Raw genomic sequence first — 15467 nt, forward strand, 5'->3', positions numbered from 1 at the left:
TGCGCGGAGAACGCGTGTGAGTGCGATAAACTTGCGCTCGCGTGCGGCCGTGAGGCAACGCCGACAACACAGTAACAGCGCATTACGCAATGCTTTTTGCGCTCGGGCACTGCGTTGCCGGCGAGGTTCATCGGCATAACGCGACTTCTCAATACGACTTCACAACACGGCCGCGCAGTGCGGTCCATTCGCGGTAGAAGATAGAGACTCGATGTCAGTCGAACGCATTCAACAACACTTCCGCGACAGCGCGGCAGTCAAACTCGAAGCCCTCGAAACCCTGTCGATGCCGATCGCCGCTGCGATCGACACGATGTTCGCCGCGCTAGCCAACGGCAATCGCATTCTTGCATGCGGCAACGGCGGCTCGGCGGCCGACGCGCAGCATTTCGCAGCAGAGCTGATCGGCCGGTTCGAGCGCGAGCGGCCCGGCTTGCCGGCAATCGCGCTGAGCACCGACACGTCCGTGCTGACCGCCATCGCCAACGACTATTCGTTCGAACAGATTTACTCGAAGCAGGTCTGGGCGCTCGGCCAACCGGGCGACGTGCTGCTTGCGATCACCACCTCGGGCAACTCCGCGAACGTGCTTGCCGCGATCGAAGCCGCGCACGAGCGCGAAATGATCGTGGTCGCGCTGACCGGCAAGGGCGGCGGGCGCATGCAGGAAGTTTTGAGCGATACGGACATTCATGTATGCGTGCCGTCCGACCGGACCGCGCGCGTTCAGGAAGTGCACTTGCTGACCATCCATTGTCTATGCGACGGCATCGATGCCATGTTGCTGGGCGAAGACTGAGACTGATTCCGAAGGAGAGCTAGTTGATGAGCGTATTCCACATCAAGAAGACACTGGTGAGAACCGTGCTGGTGGTTGGGTTTTCGGCGGGGCTGTCGGCAACGTTGCAGGGCTGCTTTCTTGCCGTCGCCGGCGCGGCGGGCGGCGGCGCGCTGGTGGCGACCGACCGGCGCACGCTCGGTGCGCAGACCGAAGATCGCGAGTTGCAAGTGAAGGCGATGTCGCAGATCAGCCAGAATTTGCCTGATAGCGCGCATGTCAACGTGGCGGTGTTCAACCGCCGTGTGCTGCTGACGGGCGAGGTCGCGGGCGACGCGTCGAAGCAGCGCGCCGAGAGCATTGTGCGCGGCTTGAACAACGTCAATACGATCGTCAACGAACTGGCGATCATGCCGGCCAGCTCGTTCTCCTCGCGTACCAACGACACGTATCTTGAAACGCGTGTGAAGACCGCGCTGATCGCCGAGAAGAATATTTCGGCGAACAACTTCAAGGTGGTGGCCGAGCGGGGCTCCGTGTATTTGATGGGGCTCGTCACGATGGATGAAGGCAATCGCGGCGCCGACGTCGCGAGCCGCGTGCCGGGTGTCGTCCAGGTCGTGAAGGTGTTCCAGTACATTCAGCCGCAGGAAGCCGCGGCGGCGGCCACTGCGGCAGCCACGGCACCGGTTGCCGCTTCGCAGCCGGATGCGGGCGAGCCGACGGTCGGCGCGATTCCTGATTCGTCGGTGAGTGCGCGGCCGTTGGAGCAGCAGGCGCCTGCGCCGGTCAGCAATTCGAACTCGGTGCGTCCGGGTAATCCGAAGGCTGCGCCATGAGACGTGGTGTTGTTGTCGCCGCCGCGTTGATGGTCGGCGCGGTGGCGGGTCTCGTTGCGACGGCGGCATGTGCTGCTTCCGATGCGCAGCGCGGGAGGACGGTCGCCACTGCGAATGCCTGTATGGGATGTCACGCGGTGGACCGCAAATTGGTCGGTCCGTCGTTTCAGCAGATCGCCGCGAAATACAAGGGCGATGCGCAGGCGCAGGTGAAATTGGCTCGCAAGGTGAAGGAGGGCGGCTCCGGCGTGTGGGGCATGATTCCGATGCCGGCACATCAATCGATGAGCGATGCGGATATTCGTGCGGTGGTGGATTGGGTGTTGGCAGGGGCGCCAGAGAAGTGATTCGGAGGGTGTTTGCCAGGCGTTGAGGCTTGGCAAAAGAGAAAATGGCTGTGCTAGAATTGTTCGCACGTTGGGGGGGTAGCTCAGCTGGGAGAGCGTCGCGTTCGCAATGCGAAGGTCGGGAGTTCGATCCTCCTCCTCTCCACCATCACGTGTTCCATGCAGTTCCGTAGAATTCCGCAAACCCCGCGTCCCGTAAGGATCGCGGGGTTTTTGTTTCCATTCCGGAATTGGGGTTTCCGTTGACAGCCGGGGGCCTTTCGGCGCAGTTTTAGGGGCATCAGGCTCATTTTTGAGCCCGCCGGAAATTTAGGCCCCCACGCTGTTGGAGGTGTCCCATGCCTCTTACCGATCTGGAAGTTCGCCGCGCCGCGGCTCGCGAGAAGACCTACCGGGTCTCCGACGGCCGCGGAATGTATCTCGAGATTTCGCCGTCTGGCGGCAAATACTGGCGCCTCAAATACCGGTTCAACGACCGGGAGCGGAAGCTGGCGCTCGGCGTGTATCCGGATGTCACGCTTGCCCACGCCCGCAGGAAGCGCGACGAGGCGCGTGCGATGCTCGCCGATGGCATTGATCCCGGACAGGCGAAGAAGGACAAGAAACGCCTGGCCCGGTTGAACGCGGCCACGACCTTCGAGGCCGTCGCACTCGAGTGGTTCGAGCAGCAGGCGCCCGGGTGGGCGCCGAGCCACTCCGAGAAGATCATTGGCCGGCTGAAGAAGGACCTGTTCCCGTGGCTAGGCTCGCGTCCCATTGCCGACATCACTCCGCCTGAAGTCCTCGAAGTGCTGCGCCGTGCCGAGAAGCGCGGGGCTCACGACACCGCACACCGGCTTCAGCAGAACTGCGGTCAGATCTTTCGCTACGCTGTGGTGACCGGGCGTGCCGTGCGTGACGTCAGTGCCGACCTGCGCGGCGCGCTGCGGCCGAACCGGCATACCCACTTCGCCTCGATTACGGATCCCGAGAAGGTCGGAGAGATGCTGCGCGCCTTCGATGGCTTTTCCGGGACGCTGGTCGTGCGCGCGGCGCTCCAACTTGCGCCGTTGCTGTTCGTGCGACCCGGCGAGTTGAGGCAGGCCGAGTGGGCGCAGATTGATCTGGAACGGCGCGCATGGTCTTTTACTGTTTCGAAGACGAAGACCGAGCATCTGGTCCCGCTGGCCAACCAGGCTGTGGAGATCCTGAAGGAGTTGCAGGCGCAAACCGGTAAATGGCGTTGTGTCTTTCCGGGTCGTGATCGCAGAAAGCCCATGAGCGGCGCGGCGATCAATGCTGCGCTGCAGCGGCTGGGCTTCGACACGAAAACTGAGATCACCGGCCACGGATTCCGGGCGATGGCTCGGACCATCCTGCATGAGCGGCTACGATTTCCTGCCGAAGTCATTGAGCACCAACTGGCGCACCGGGTGCCTGACTCGCTCGGCAGCGCCTACAACCGTACGCGGTTCATCGACGACCGGGTCGTCATGATGCAGGCGTGGGCAGATTATCTGGATCGGCTGAAGGCGGGGGCGGAAGTGGGGCCGCTCTGGCCGAGGTGTGTTTGAGGTGGAAGTCTTGGCGCACCGCGGTTATTGCCGATGCATGGAGAGTCGCTCGTCTCTAGTGATGGAGAGGACTTGTTTTCGCGAGAATGTTGAAATTTTGCTGACAACCAGCCGTGATGTTACTGGACGTTTCCGACGCGATCTTGCACGGTTGAAATCACGTTTAGATTCGTTGCGGTTACGTCCTGCGTACATCTCCGTTCATATCGCCTTCATATTTAGAGATTTTCCGTATCCGGTCTGATCTGGAAACTGAACGCATCTTGAACGACCATGGAGCCGGGTTCATTATTTCCGCGCTCCGTCTTTCTTTGAGACGCTGGACCGGTTTGCTGCCGGACTGGACCCGTCGCCAAGCGGTTGAGAGAAGTCTTTGTGGTGCCGGTCGCATTGGAAGTGCCATCCGTTCGACGAGCGTTGGCGCGTCGTTTCTTCGTCTCCTGCAGCGCGTATCGAAGCGCACTGGCGGTCACGTTGATACCCGCCTGTTTTGCTTGATCGATTAGTTGTTCGACCGAATACCCTTTGGCGCGGGCCGCCTCGATGTGGGCGCGCACGTCCGGCATCGCGTCGCGTACCGTAATCCGTCGCTCGGAGGGCGGTTTTTCCGGAAGCGCGTCGAGCAGTCGTGCGAACTCGTCCCATTGGGCTTTCGTGTAAGTCTTCGGTGCGGGCATGATGACCTTCCGTTTGCGCTGGCGAGCAGTGTGTCGAACTGATCGTGCATGCGGCTTGTTGGCGCGTCAACGCCGCATTCGTGCGCGGTGTGAACGATGACGGATCCCCTTGGTCAGTAGTGGAACGCTGCGGAACAAGGGACTTTTTTCTGTTAGTGGCGGAGGCGCAACGACATCTGTCAAGGGGGGGCCATGTCGCAGAGATGTGCATGAAATTTGGCGGCATCGCTCGCCCGTCGAGCGTGCAAGTCACGTTCGCTACCGCTAAGGATGTTTGCCCATGACTACCGTTTAGGATTCGCGCGCGGTACGGGTTATTTTTGGGTGCGATCGGATTATGCGACGCAGCTTCTTGTTTTTATCCGCCTTGCGTTTGCAAATGGAGATAAAAACGCCGCGCATATTGGCGACGTTCTTGGTGACCCGGTTCTGCACCCTTCGGGTAGCGTTCAAGTCTAGTGTGAGTAACGGTATTGCAGGATAGGCTTGCGCCGGTTTTTGGGCGCCAACCGATGGCCGAATTGTGATTCCGCAGGTTGGTTGCGGATTGGTGTGCGTCTGTAACTACAACGAACTGGGTGAGATCGTAACGTCGCCACTTCGTGCAACATTGCTTTGGCACCGTGGAGTGGGGAGTGGGAGCCAGTAGAAACGAGCCAGAGGCTGTGCTTGAAGAGCATGTGTGCCTTTGGTGAATCAGGCGGCCGGACGGCCTGCATATCCGCGCATGGATGGAGACGTTTTTTGTGCAGACCAGCGGCAACGGGGCGTCGGGCATCCCGAAATCGCCGGCAAGATAGTGACGACACTATTTGAACAGCAGATTGGGGTTGATGTCGTGCTCGTGAGCGATGAGCGCGGCCGACCCGGCTCGTTTGGGAATCGCCTCGACGACCTGCCGCTTGAACCCGACCGAAGAGGTCTATTGATCTACCTGCCCGCTTGCACCCAGTCCATCTAATACCACGGCGCGATACGCGAGTGCATCCCAAACCCACAGCGTCGCGTCGATCACAAACTGGCTGTACTGAAACAACAACACGCTCTGCAAGACGGCTCCAGACCATTGCGAGCAGTTCAGCCTTTGGACTGCAACGAGCCGACCTGAAGATCGAGAGTAGTGATTTTCTTTACAAGATCGCGCCGGTTGTACCGGCGCCCCAAAGCGGAAAAAGCCCGATTCGCACCGCGGCTTTCGTCTTGCTGCCCTTGTCGAGCCGGGGAACTAGCGAAAAATTACTGCTATTTGTCCCGCATTGCCCCACGGAAATTTATGTTTTTGGGCTTGATCCCGTAGTGTCCGGCCGCGATGCTAGCATCAGCCAACTCAATGACAAATCACTCGCTCAGCTGCCGAAGCTCCCGTGAGCAGCAACTGAAGGGTTTTGGAGAAGCATTGCGGTAACGATGAGTCGCGAACAGTCGGTGGGTTTGTCGAGCAGAAGTCGCTGTAGCCGAAGCTGTCGCCGTCTCTGCGGTCGTGTGAACGACGAGTGGTGCACAGACCGAATTAAGAACGTACCGCTTACGTTGCCGCCTTTCGATGCGACAACTGCCCCGCTATCGCGACAGGGATCTGCCAGTGTGAGCCAAGGCTCGTCAGTCGCGTGGCCCTTCGATCCCTTGTCTTGTGCCCTGTCAATGGAGGGTAAGCAGACGAGTTGCAACGGCTGCCCTCCGTATTTCACAGTTTCTATCAGCGTACAAATGGGCGACAATCTCAATCCAAACGCTGGTGCTAGTTTGCGGTCAGTAGATGCCCCTGCATCACGGCGCGCTGCCTCGCAATGGGCTTCAATTGTTGTCCGTTGACTGGATGTTCATGAGCGACAAGCCCGTTACGACTGCCTGGTCGGTCGCAACTATCAAATATTTAGTGAATCGAGTTGGCAAGATGATGCAAAAAGAAAACCAGATCGAACAAAGACTGATCACCAAGCTAGTCGATCTCAAATATACCTACCGCGACAACATCAGCGACAAATTCGCGCTTGAGCTTAATTTTCGGAAAAAGTTTGAGGCGTTAAATCGCGTTCATTTGACTGACGCCGAATTTGCTCGGCTACGCGATGAAATCATCACTGCCGATCCTTTCGCCGCCGCACAGACTCTGCGTGAGAAGGGCAAGTTTACTCGTGAGGACGGTACCCCACTGGAATACACGCTGGTCAACATTCGGGACTGGTGCAAGAACGAGTTCGAGGTCATTAACCAACTGCGGATTAATACCGATAATAGTCACCACCGTTACGACGTGATTCTTCTGATCAACGGCCTACCAATGGTGCAGATCGAACTGAAATCACTGCAAATCAGCCCGCGCCGTGCCATGGAGCAGATTGTCGAGTACAAAAATGATCCCGGCAACGGTTATACAAACACGCTTCTCTGTTTCATGCAGTTGTTCGTCGTCAGCAACGAAAGCGATACCCGTTATTTTGCTAACAACCGCGACCAGCACTTCAGCTTTAACGCAGATGAGCGTTTTTTGCCTATCTATCAGCACGCGGATGAAAAAAACAACAAGATCGCTCACCTACACGATTTTGCCGTCGACTTCCTTGAAAAGTGCACGTTGGGTCGCCTGATCAGCCGCTATATGGTTCTAGTGCAGAGCGAGCAAAAAATTCTCATTATGCGCCCCTACCAAATCTATGCGGTCAAGGCGATTGTTGAATGCATCCATCAGAATCGCGGCAATGGTTATATCTGGCATACCACCGGCAGCGGCAAGACCCTCACCTCGTTCAAGGCTTCCACGCTGCTGAAAGATAACCCTGATATTGAAAAATGCATGTTCGTGGTGGATCGCAAAGACCTCGATCGGCAGACCCGCGACGAGTTCAACAAATTTCAGGAGGGCTGCGTCGAGCACAACACTAATACTGAGGCCTTAGTGAGCCGCATGCTGTCCGACGACTACGCCGACAAAGTGATCGTAACCACCATACAGAAGCTCGGCTTGGCACTGGACGAAAACAGCAAACGCAACAAGGCAAGGCAAAAAGAGGGCAAACCAACTTACAAAGAACGCCTTGAACCTTTGCGCGATAAGCGCGTGGTCTTTATCTTCGACGAATGCCACCGCTCGCAGTTTGGCGAAAATCACAAGGCCATCAAAGAATTCTTCCCCAAGGCGCAACTGTTCGGCTTTACCGGTACGCCCATCTTTGACGAAAACGCCACCTATCAGCAAATTGATGGGAATGTCGGTTCTTTCAAAACCACCAAAGACATTTTCGAAAAAGAACTGCACGCCTACACCATCACTCACGCCATTGATGACAAAAACGTGCTGAGTTTCCATATCGACTACTTTGGCAAGGGTGAGGACAAGAAAGCGAAGAAGGCGCAAACACCGCCGCCCGATGCTGTCATCAACGCAATATTGCAAAAACACGACAGCGCGACCGATCAACGCCGCTTCAACGCGATACTGGCCACAGCCTCGATCAGTAGCGCGATCGCATACTATGAGCTATTCAAAGCCCTGCAGGCAGATAAGCGAGGAGAAGATGGTGGTTTCGATCCGCTTAATATCGCTTGCGTCTTCTCGCCACCGGCAGAAGGGAACAAAGACGTGCAGCAATTGCAGGAAGACTTAGCACAAGAAAAGGAAGACAACAAACAAGAGCCGGAGAAAAAGAAGGCCGCGCTCAAGGCCATCATCGCCGACTACAACGAGCAATATGGCACCGATCACACCATCAACGAGTTCGACGTCTACTACCAAGACGTGCAACAACGCATCAAGAATCAGAAATATAGCAATGCCGAATACCCGCGCAAAAACAAGATCGACATCACTATCGTAGTGGACATGCTGCTTACGGGCTTCGACTCCAAGTACCTCAATACTTTGTATGTTGACAAAAACCTCAAACACCATGGCCTCATCCAAGCGTTGTCGCGCACCAATCGCGTGCTCAATGACACCAAACCTTGGGGCAACATTCTCGACTTCCGCTATCAGGAAACCGAAGTAGACGACGCCATCAAACTTTTTTCTGGCGCGGCCCTCGGCCGGGCGCGGGAAATCTGGTTGGTCGACCCAGCTTCCGAGGTAGTAGGGCAATATAAAGCGGCGGTAGACAGGCTGGAAAGTTTTATGGCGGCTAAAGGACTACCGTGCGAGCCGTCACAAATAGTCAACCTCAAAGGCGATATCGCCAAGGCGGACTTCGTCAACCATTTCAAAGAAGTACAAAAACTTAAGACCCAACTGGAACAATACACCGATCTCGACGAGCATAGCAGAGAAGCCATCGAGCAAAGACTACCCTCCGATATTCTGCGCGGTTTCAAGGCCACCTACCTTGACACGGCGCTGGACCTCAAGCGCAAGCAGGGTAAGGGTGGTGAGTCGGAGCCAGAAGTTCAACAATTGGAATTCGATCTTGTGCTATTCGCCTCCAGCCTTATCGACTATGACTACATCATGGGGCTGATTGCCAAGTCCACTCAGAAAACAGGCAAGCAGAAGATGACCCGCGGCCAGCTGATAGAGCTGATCAGCGCCAACGCCAACTTGATGGAACAACGCGAAGAGATCATCGCCTATATCAACAGCCTAAAAACTGGTGAAGTGCTGGATGAGCGAGAAATCCGTTCGGGTTATCAAGACTTTATGGCGCAAAAGGCCGCTGCAGATTTAGCCAATCTCGCCGAGAAACATGGCCTGCAAACTGCAGCGCTGCAAGCCTTTGTAGATACCATTATGGGCCGCATGATTTTCGATGGTGAGCAGTTGACCGACTTGCTCGCGCCGCTGGGGCTTGGTTGGAAAGCCCGGCGCGAAGCCGAATTGGCCTTGATGGCAGAACTGGCGCCTTATCTGCAAAAACTTGCGGACGGCCGTGAAATCTCTGGGTTGAATGCATATGAGTAAGCATAATAAGCAAGTCTTGGTGCCGGAGCGACGCTTCCGCGAATTTCGGGGCAACGGTACGTGGGAGTTGAAAGAACTAGGCGATTGCTTAGACTATCTACAGCCAACCAATTATTTGGTTCGCAGCACTGCCTATGATGACAAATTCAGCACTCCAGTTTTAACGGCTGGAAAGACGTTTATTTTGGGCTATACGGATGAAACCGACGGAATTTTTGAACAAGGGCTTCCTGTAATTATTTTTGATGATTTTACAACCGCTTCGAAATACGTTGACTTCCCGTTTAAAGCAAAATCATCCGCTATGAAAATTTTGTTGGCAAGAAAAAATGCCAACATTAAATTTGCCTATGAATCGATGCAGATGGTTAGGTATGAGGTGGGTGTTCACGAGCGACATTGGATTTCGATATTCTCGAAGTTGAGAATTCCAGTGCCTTGCCTCCAAGAACAAAAAAAGATCGCCGATTGTCTCACTTCAGTTGATAGCTTAATAAAGTCCCAAACCCAAAAACTCGCCGCCCTTAAAAAGCACAAAAAGGGTTTACTTCAACAATTATTCCCGGCCGAAGGCGAAATGCTGCCCAAATTGCGCTTTCCTGAGTTTCGTCAAAAAGGGGAGTGGAAGTCGGAAAAACTCGATGGGTTAGGAAAGAGAGGGTCCGGACATACACCCAATAAGCAAATTTCGAGCTATTACAACGGAGGAGTCAAATGGGTATCGCTCGCTGATTCGAACAAACTCGACAATCGCTATATTTCTACTACAAAAATTGAGATTTCTAAAGAAGGGGTTGAAAATTCGTCCGCCGTGCTTCATCCTGCGGGCACCGTAATACTCAGCCGCGATGCTGGTGTTGGGAAAAGCGCAATACTGCAATCGGAAATGGCCGTGAGCCAGCATTTCATTGCGTGGACTTGTAACGAAACCAGATTGTCAAACTGGTTTTTATATTACGTATTACAAATTTTGAAACCAACTTTTGAACGAGTTGCTGTTGGAAATACGATCAAGACAATCGGGATGCCATATTTTAAAGAGCTACGTATTCAGGTTCCTTCCATTGGCGAGCAACAGAGAATCGCAAACTGCTTAACCTCAATCGACGAGTTGATTTCGAGCCAAGCGGAAAAAGTCGATGCTCTTAGAGCCTATAAAAAGGGTCTCATGCAACAGCTTTTTCCCGCGATTGATGAGGTGTGCGCATGAACGAGGGGCTGGCAGCTTTCGACAATCTCAATGCAGTCGCTAGCCATCTGCGTGAAAAATTGGCGGAGAAGAAGTACGTTTTGCTGTTTGCCTACAATGGCACCGGCAAGACGCGTCTGTCGATGGAGTTCAAAGATCTAGGTAAAAATGGCGACAGCCGGGACACGCTTTACTTTAATGCCTTTACCGAGGACTTGTTTTATTGGGATAACGATCTAGAAGGCGATGCGAAGAGGGAATTTCGGTTAAACACGACTTCCCGATTCTTCAGCGGGCTCCTTGGTACAGCGATAGACGCAAAAATTCGCAGCCTCCTGCACCGCCATGTTGATTTTGATTTTAAGATCAAGACGAAAGAGATCGAAATCAAAGAAGAAGATCAACTGGTAAAGCAAACGATCACCTATGTTTCATTTGAAAGGGAGGTCCTCGTTGGCGGCACGTCGAACACGGTCGAAGACATCAAGATATCTCGAGGCGAAGAAAATATATTTACTTGGTGCTTTTTTCTTGCCGTTGCTCAAATGGCTCTAGATAAAGAAGATGGTTCGCCTTATGAATGGGTGAAATACATCTACATTGATGACCCGATCTCTTCGCTCGATGACAACTACGCCATAGCGGTTGCAAACCATTTGGGGCAAATATTGAAGGATTCAAATGGCCAAGTTAAAATCGTAATTTCTTCTCATCACGCGCTCTTCTTTAATGTCATTTGCAATGAATTAAAGAAGGCAGTTAAATACATGTTGTGTTGCGAGGAAGGTAGTGTGAGTTACTCTCTTAAAGATACTAGCGACACACCATATTTTCATCATGTAGCGGTTTTGAGATTGCTAAATGAAGCATCGAGGCGTAACGAGATCTATACGTACCACTTCGGCATGCTCAGAAATCTAATGGAAAAAGCGGCCAGCTTCCACGGCTTTAACAACCTTTCCGACTTCATTAAGCGGGATAGTGATGATGTTGAAGGAATCCTGCATCATCGCATCATTCAATTGCTGAATCATGGTGGATACTCCCACTTTGAGCCGCAAGAAATGATGGAGGAAAACAAGCAACATTTTAAAAATATTTTGGCCAAATTTATGGCTAGCTATGAATTTAACCCTGAATTGTTTGCAGAATTGAGCAAAGAGACAACAGTATGACCAAGGAAGAATTGAACAAGCTAGGCAAAACTCTTTGGGATATTGCCGACCAATTGCGCGGCGCAATGAATGCCGACGACTTTCGCGACTATATGTTGTCGTTCCTGTTCTTGCGCTACCTTTCCGACAACTACGAAACGGCGGCAAAGAAGGAATTGGGTAGCGACTATCCGCGACCTCAATCGGGGGACCACCGCGCGCCGCTAGCAATCTGGTATGAGAAGAATGCCGTGGACACAGAAGATTTCGAAAAACAGATGCGCCTCAAGGTGCACTATGTGATCGAACCGGCATACCTGTGGAGCAGTGTTGCAGAGATGGCGCGCACACACAATAGCGATCTTCTGGATACTCTGTGGAAGGGCTTCAAGTACATCGAGGAGAAATCATTCGAGAGTACGTTTCAGGGTCTCTTTTCGGAAATCAACCTCCACTCTGAAAAGCTCGGCAAGAAACCGTCAGACCGCAATATCAAGCTGTGCACAATCATCCAGAAGATCGCTGAAGGCATCTCGAAATTCAGTACTGACACCGACATTTTAGGAGATGCCTACGAATACTTGATCGGCGAGTTCGCCGCTGGCTCTGGCAAAAAGGCGGGTGAGTTTTACACGCCGCAACAGATCTCAACCATTCTTTCCGAAATCGTTACACTCGACAGTCAAGACCCCACTAGCGGAAAAAAGAAGAAGCTGAACAAGGTACTGGATTTTGCCTGCGGCTCAGGCTCTCTGCTGCTAAATGTACGCAAGCAGCTTCACAAAGAGGGGGGCTCAATCGGGAAGATATATGGGCAGGAAAAAAACATCACCACGTACAACCTTGCTCGGATGAACATGCTTCTTCATGGAGTGAAGGATACAGAGTTTGAGATACACCATGGTGATTCGTTGCTCAACGACTGGGATATCCTCAATGAGATGAACCCGGCCAGAAAATTGCAATTCGATGCAGTGGTCGCCAACCCACCCTTCAGCTACCGTTGGGACGCCAACGAGACACTAAACGAGGATTTTCGTTTTGCGAACTATGGTCTTGCGCCGAAATCCGCCGCCGACTTCGCCTTTCTTTTGCACGGTTTCCACTTCCTGAGCGACAACGGGGTGATGGCAATTATTCTGCCCCACGGCGTATTGTTCCGCGGTGGCGTAGAAGAGCGTATTCGTACCAAGTTGCTTAAGGATGGACATATCGATACGGTGATCGGCCTGCCGGTCAACCTGTTTTTTTCCACCGGCATCCCAGTATGCATCCTTGTTTTAAAAAGATGCAAAAAGCCGGATGACGTGCTGTTTGTTAACGCCAGCTCTGAAGACAATTTCGAAAAAGGAAAGCGCCAAAACCGTCTTTTGCCAGAACACATCGATAAGATCGTCAGCACCTATCAGAACCGTAATGAAGAGGCGCGCTACTCCCGGCGTGTGTCGATGGAGGAAATCGAGAAAAACAATTTTAATCTAAATGTTTCCCGGTATGTCAGCACCGCCACGACCGAGGAAAAGATTGATTTACAGAGCGTAAGCGTTGAATTAAAGGACATTGAAAAACGTGCCACAAAGGCCGCAGAGGCTCATAACGCCTTTCTGAAGGAGTTAGGCCTGTCCCCGATCTAGGGAAGTTAAACGGATGTGCAATGGCAAGGCGCTGTACTTCAGGGCAACAGAGCTGCTGCACGCCATTGCGGAAGATAGTATGTTCGTTGATACTTTGTGAAGCATGCCGCTAGTGTTCGAATCTCAGGAGCGGCCGCTAGTCTGACCGGGTCAAGAACGTCCTCGCTGACCTTGTTGAGCCACATGATCAGGTTCTTTGACTGCGCCGAGTGCCCGGCCTGGTCGTCTCGTATGACGAGCTGAGCATCCGGGAGCTCTAGGAAGTTGCTGATGTGTTGACATAGAAGGTATTACTGGTCGAACAACGTGAATCTTCGTTTGAGACGAGCTGATGCGAAGATTCTCCGGGGACCAAGCTGGAATGGTCAGGAGTTGGATGGCGTATTCAAATGATCTGGCGCAAAGCCCTGCGCAGGGGGCATCTTAGAAGATTGCCGGAGAGCGTCACGCCCGCCCTGCGGCTTTCTCCGGGATTGTTCGATCCTCCTCCTCCCAATAAGATTTGTTCAAACGCAAAAAACCGGCTCTTAGCCGGTTTTTGCGTTTCCACCCCACGCTCGCAAAGCTAGATCTAGCCCCCCAGCATCCAGCCTACGTCCCCTGCAATAACCCCCATCCCCACGAACCCCACGCGCCCCGACAAAAAACACTTCATTCAAAACTTATCCCACCCATCCGCGCTTGCCCCCGCAGCTGTCGCAGCCCCAACCGCCAGCGCCACCACCGGCGAAGCTGCAGCACGCGCCACCCGCCTAACCGGCGTAACCACGTCCGCACCCGCAACCTCCCGCCGCGGCATCTCCCGCCGCGAAGCAGAACTGGCTGACCCAGCAAACCCAGCAAACCCCAAAGCTTCCACCCCCCACCCGAAACCCGAAAAAACGCCACCGCCTCATTCAACTGCTGCCCCTGATCCTCCATCGACCTCGAAGCCGCCGCCGCCTCCTCAACCAGCGCAGCATTCTGCTGCGTAACATTGTCCATCTGCGTAATCGCCAGGTTCACCTGCTCGATCCCACGGCTTTGTTCGCTCGACGCTGCCGCGATCTCCGACATGATGTCCGTCACCCGTGCGACGGCGTGCGTGACCTCGCTCATCGTCTTGCCCGCTTCACCGGCCAGCGTCGACCCGTCGCGAATCTTGCCGACAGAGTTGGCGATCAGATCCTTGATCTCCTTTGCCGCGCTCGACGATCGCTGAGCCAGGCTTCTGACTTCGCTCGCGACCACCGCGAAGCCGCGTCCCTGTTCGCCCGCGCGCGCGGCTTCGACCGCCGCGTTCAACGCCAGAATGTTCGTCTGGGACGCAATGCCTTCGATGATCCCCGTGATGTCCGCGATCTTCGTCGAGCTATCGCTGATGTCCTGCATCGTGTTGACCACCTGGCCGACCACCGCGCTGCCTTTCTGCGCCACCGACGAAGCATTCGCAGCAAGCGCGCTGCCTTGCTGCGCATTGTCGGCGTTCTGCTTCACGGTGGACGTGAGCTGCTCCATGCTCGACGCCGTTTCCTGCAGCGACGCGGCTTGCTGCTCGGTACGCTGACTCAGGTCCATGTTGCCCGCCGCGATCTGGCGTGCCGCGCCCGCGATGCTGGCACTACTGTCGCGCACGCGTCCAACAATCGCCGTCAACCGTTCGTTCATCTCGCGCAAGGCGCCGAGCAGTTTGCTGATCTCGTCCCTGCCGTCGACGACGATGCGCGTGCGCAGATCGCCTTGTGCCACGGTGCGCGCGACATCGATCGCGACGCGCAGCGGCCCGGTCACCGCGCGCGTGATCAGCACGCATGCGCCGATCGCGAGTGCGACCGCAGCCAGGCTGATCGCAATCAGCAGATTGCGCTGGGTCTGGAAGTGCGTCGCGTAGTTGTTGATCAACTGTTCCTGTCGGCCGTGCGTGTAGTCGGCGTATGCGTCGGTCGCGCGGACCAGCGCGGCAAGCAGCGGCCGGCACTGCTCGTCCATCTTGACGATCGCGTCGTCGCGCTTGTTGTTGAGCGCGAGATTGACGATGTCGGTTGCCACCGGCCCGTACGCAGCCTCCACGCGATTGATCCCGGCGACGAGGCTGCGCGCTTTGTCCGACGTGTCGGTCGCGGTCGCAATCATCTCGTTGAGTTTTTTCAGATTGGCTTGCACGTCTTCGTGCGCACGCATCACGTCGGCTTTCTCGATGTCGATATCCTGAGGTTGGGTCACGAGCACCAGATTGCGCGCCGCGATTGCGCGGCGGTCGACGGCAGTTCGCACCTGCATCGCCATCTCCGCGCGTGCGTTGATGCCGCGCACGAAGCTCGAAAAGCCTTCGGTTGGAGTTGACCCTGTAATTCCGGACACAGCGTCACACTAAGGTTGCTGAATCCATCGCGCGGCGAAACGCTCGTGGCGAGCGGTATTTCAACGCG

At 54.7% G+C, this 15467-nt stretch carries 11 protein-coding genes and 1 tRNA gene; 10 read left to right on the forward strand and 2 right to left on the reverse strand.

What is annotated here, in order from left to right; all coding sequences use genetic code 11:
* The first annotated feature begins 211 nt into the window (after nucleotides 1-211).
* The 5 genes from ACZ9H4_RS23865 to ACZ9H4_RS23885 all read left to right on the forward strand — a co-directional run bounded on the left by ACZ9H4_RS23865 (nucleotide 212) and on the right by ACZ9H4_RS23885 (nucleotide 3517).
* On the forward strand, nucleotides 212-799 hold the full coding sequence (locus ACZ9H4_RS23865; RefSeq protein ID WP_408139613.1) for a phosphoheptose isomerase: 588 nt from the start codon (nucleotides 212-214) through the stop codon (nucleotides 797-799).
* Nucleotides 800-825: 26 nt separating this feature from the next.
* A complete protein-coding gene (locus ACZ9H4_RS23870; protein ID WP_408139612.1) occupies nucleotides 826-1617 on the forward strand; it encodes a BON domain-containing protein in 792 nt (263 codons plus the stop codon).
* Nucleotides 1614-1964, forward strand: coding sequence for a c-type cytochrome (locus ACZ9H4_RS23875; protein ID WP_476121196.1), 351 nt, complete (start codon nucleotides 1614-1616; stop codon nucleotides 1962-1964). Before ACZ9H4_RS23870 ends, ACZ9H4_RS23875 begins: the two co-directional genes overlap by 4 nt.
* A 72-nt stretch (nucleotides 1965-2036) precedes the next feature.
* Nucleotides 2037-2112 (forward strand) — tRNA-Ala (locus ACZ9H4_RS23880).
* A gap of 190 nt (nucleotides 2113-2302) precedes the next feature.
* Nucleotides 2303-3517, forward strand: a complete 1215-nt coding sequence (locus ACZ9H4_RS23885) for a tyrosine-type recombinase/integrase (protein ID WP_476121198.1) — start codon at nucleotides 2303-2305, stop codon at nucleotides 3515-3517.
* Between the two features lie 218 nt (nucleotides 3518-3735).
* On the opposite strand, the gene ACZ9H4_RS23890 is transcribed toward ACZ9H4_RS23885, so the two are convergent.
* Nucleotides 3736-4194: a hypothetical protein gene (locus ACZ9H4_RS23890; RefSeq protein ID WP_408156568.1), complete on the reverse strand. Its 459-nt coding sequence runs from the start codon at nucleotides 4192-4194 to the stop codon at nucleotides 3736-3738.
* Nucleotides 4195-4921: 727 nt separating this feature from the next.
* On the opposite strand from ACZ9H4_RS23890, the gene ACZ9H4_RS23895 reads away from it, so the two are divergent.
* The 5 genes from ACZ9H4_RS23895 to ACZ9H4_RS23915 all read left to right on the forward strand — a co-directional run bounded on the left by ACZ9H4_RS23895 (nucleotide 4922) and on the right by ACZ9H4_RS23915 (nucleotide 13059).
* Nucleotides 4922-5155 (forward strand): hypothetical protein, encoded by a 234-nt coding sequence (locus tag ACZ9H4_RS23895; protein ID WP_476121200.1) that lies wholly within the window; start codon nucleotides 4922-4924, stop codon nucleotides 5153-5155.
* A 933-nt stretch (nucleotides 5156-6088) separates the two neighbouring features.
* Nucleotides 6089-9082 carry a type I restriction endonuclease subunit R gene (locus ACZ9H4_RS23900; protein WP_476121217.1) on the forward strand — a complete coding sequence of 998 codons (2994 nt, stop codon included), beginning with the start codon at nucleotides 6089-6091 and terminating at the stop codon, nucleotides 9080-9082.
* On the forward strand, nucleotides 9075-10292 hold the full coding sequence (locus ACZ9H4_RS23905) for a restriction endonuclease subunit S (protein WP_476121202.1): 1218 nt from the start codon (nucleotides 9075-9077) through the stop codon (nucleotides 10290-10292). The genes ACZ9H4_RS23900 and ACZ9H4_RS23905 overlap by 8 nt, the downstream gene beginning before the upstream one ends.
* Entirely contained in the window at nucleotides 10289-11446 is a 1158-nt protein-coding gene (locus ACZ9H4_RS23910) for an AAA family ATPase (protein WP_408156574.1), read from the forward strand. The genes ACZ9H4_RS23905 and ACZ9H4_RS23910 overlap by 4 nt, the downstream gene beginning before the upstream one ends.
* A complete protein-coding gene (locus ACZ9H4_RS23915) occupies nucleotides 11443-13059 on the forward strand; it encodes a type I restriction-modification system subunit M (RefSeq protein WP_408156576.1) in 1617 nt (538 codons plus the stop codon). The genes ACZ9H4_RS23910 and ACZ9H4_RS23915 overlap by 4 nt, the downstream gene beginning before the upstream one ends.
* A 651-nt stretch (nucleotides 13060-13710) precedes the next feature.
* Here the strand turns inward: ACZ9H4_RS23915 and ACZ9H4_RS23920 are convergent.
* Complete coding sequence (locus ACZ9H4_RS23920; RefSeq protein ID WP_476121205.1) at nucleotides 13711-15399, reverse strand: methyl-accepting chemotaxis protein; 1689 nt, start codon at nucleotides 15397-15399, stop codon at nucleotides 13711-13713.
* Nucleotides 15400-15467: the final 68 nt, after the last annotated feature.

The organism is Paraburkholderia sp. TE9906, from assembly GCF_056279605.1.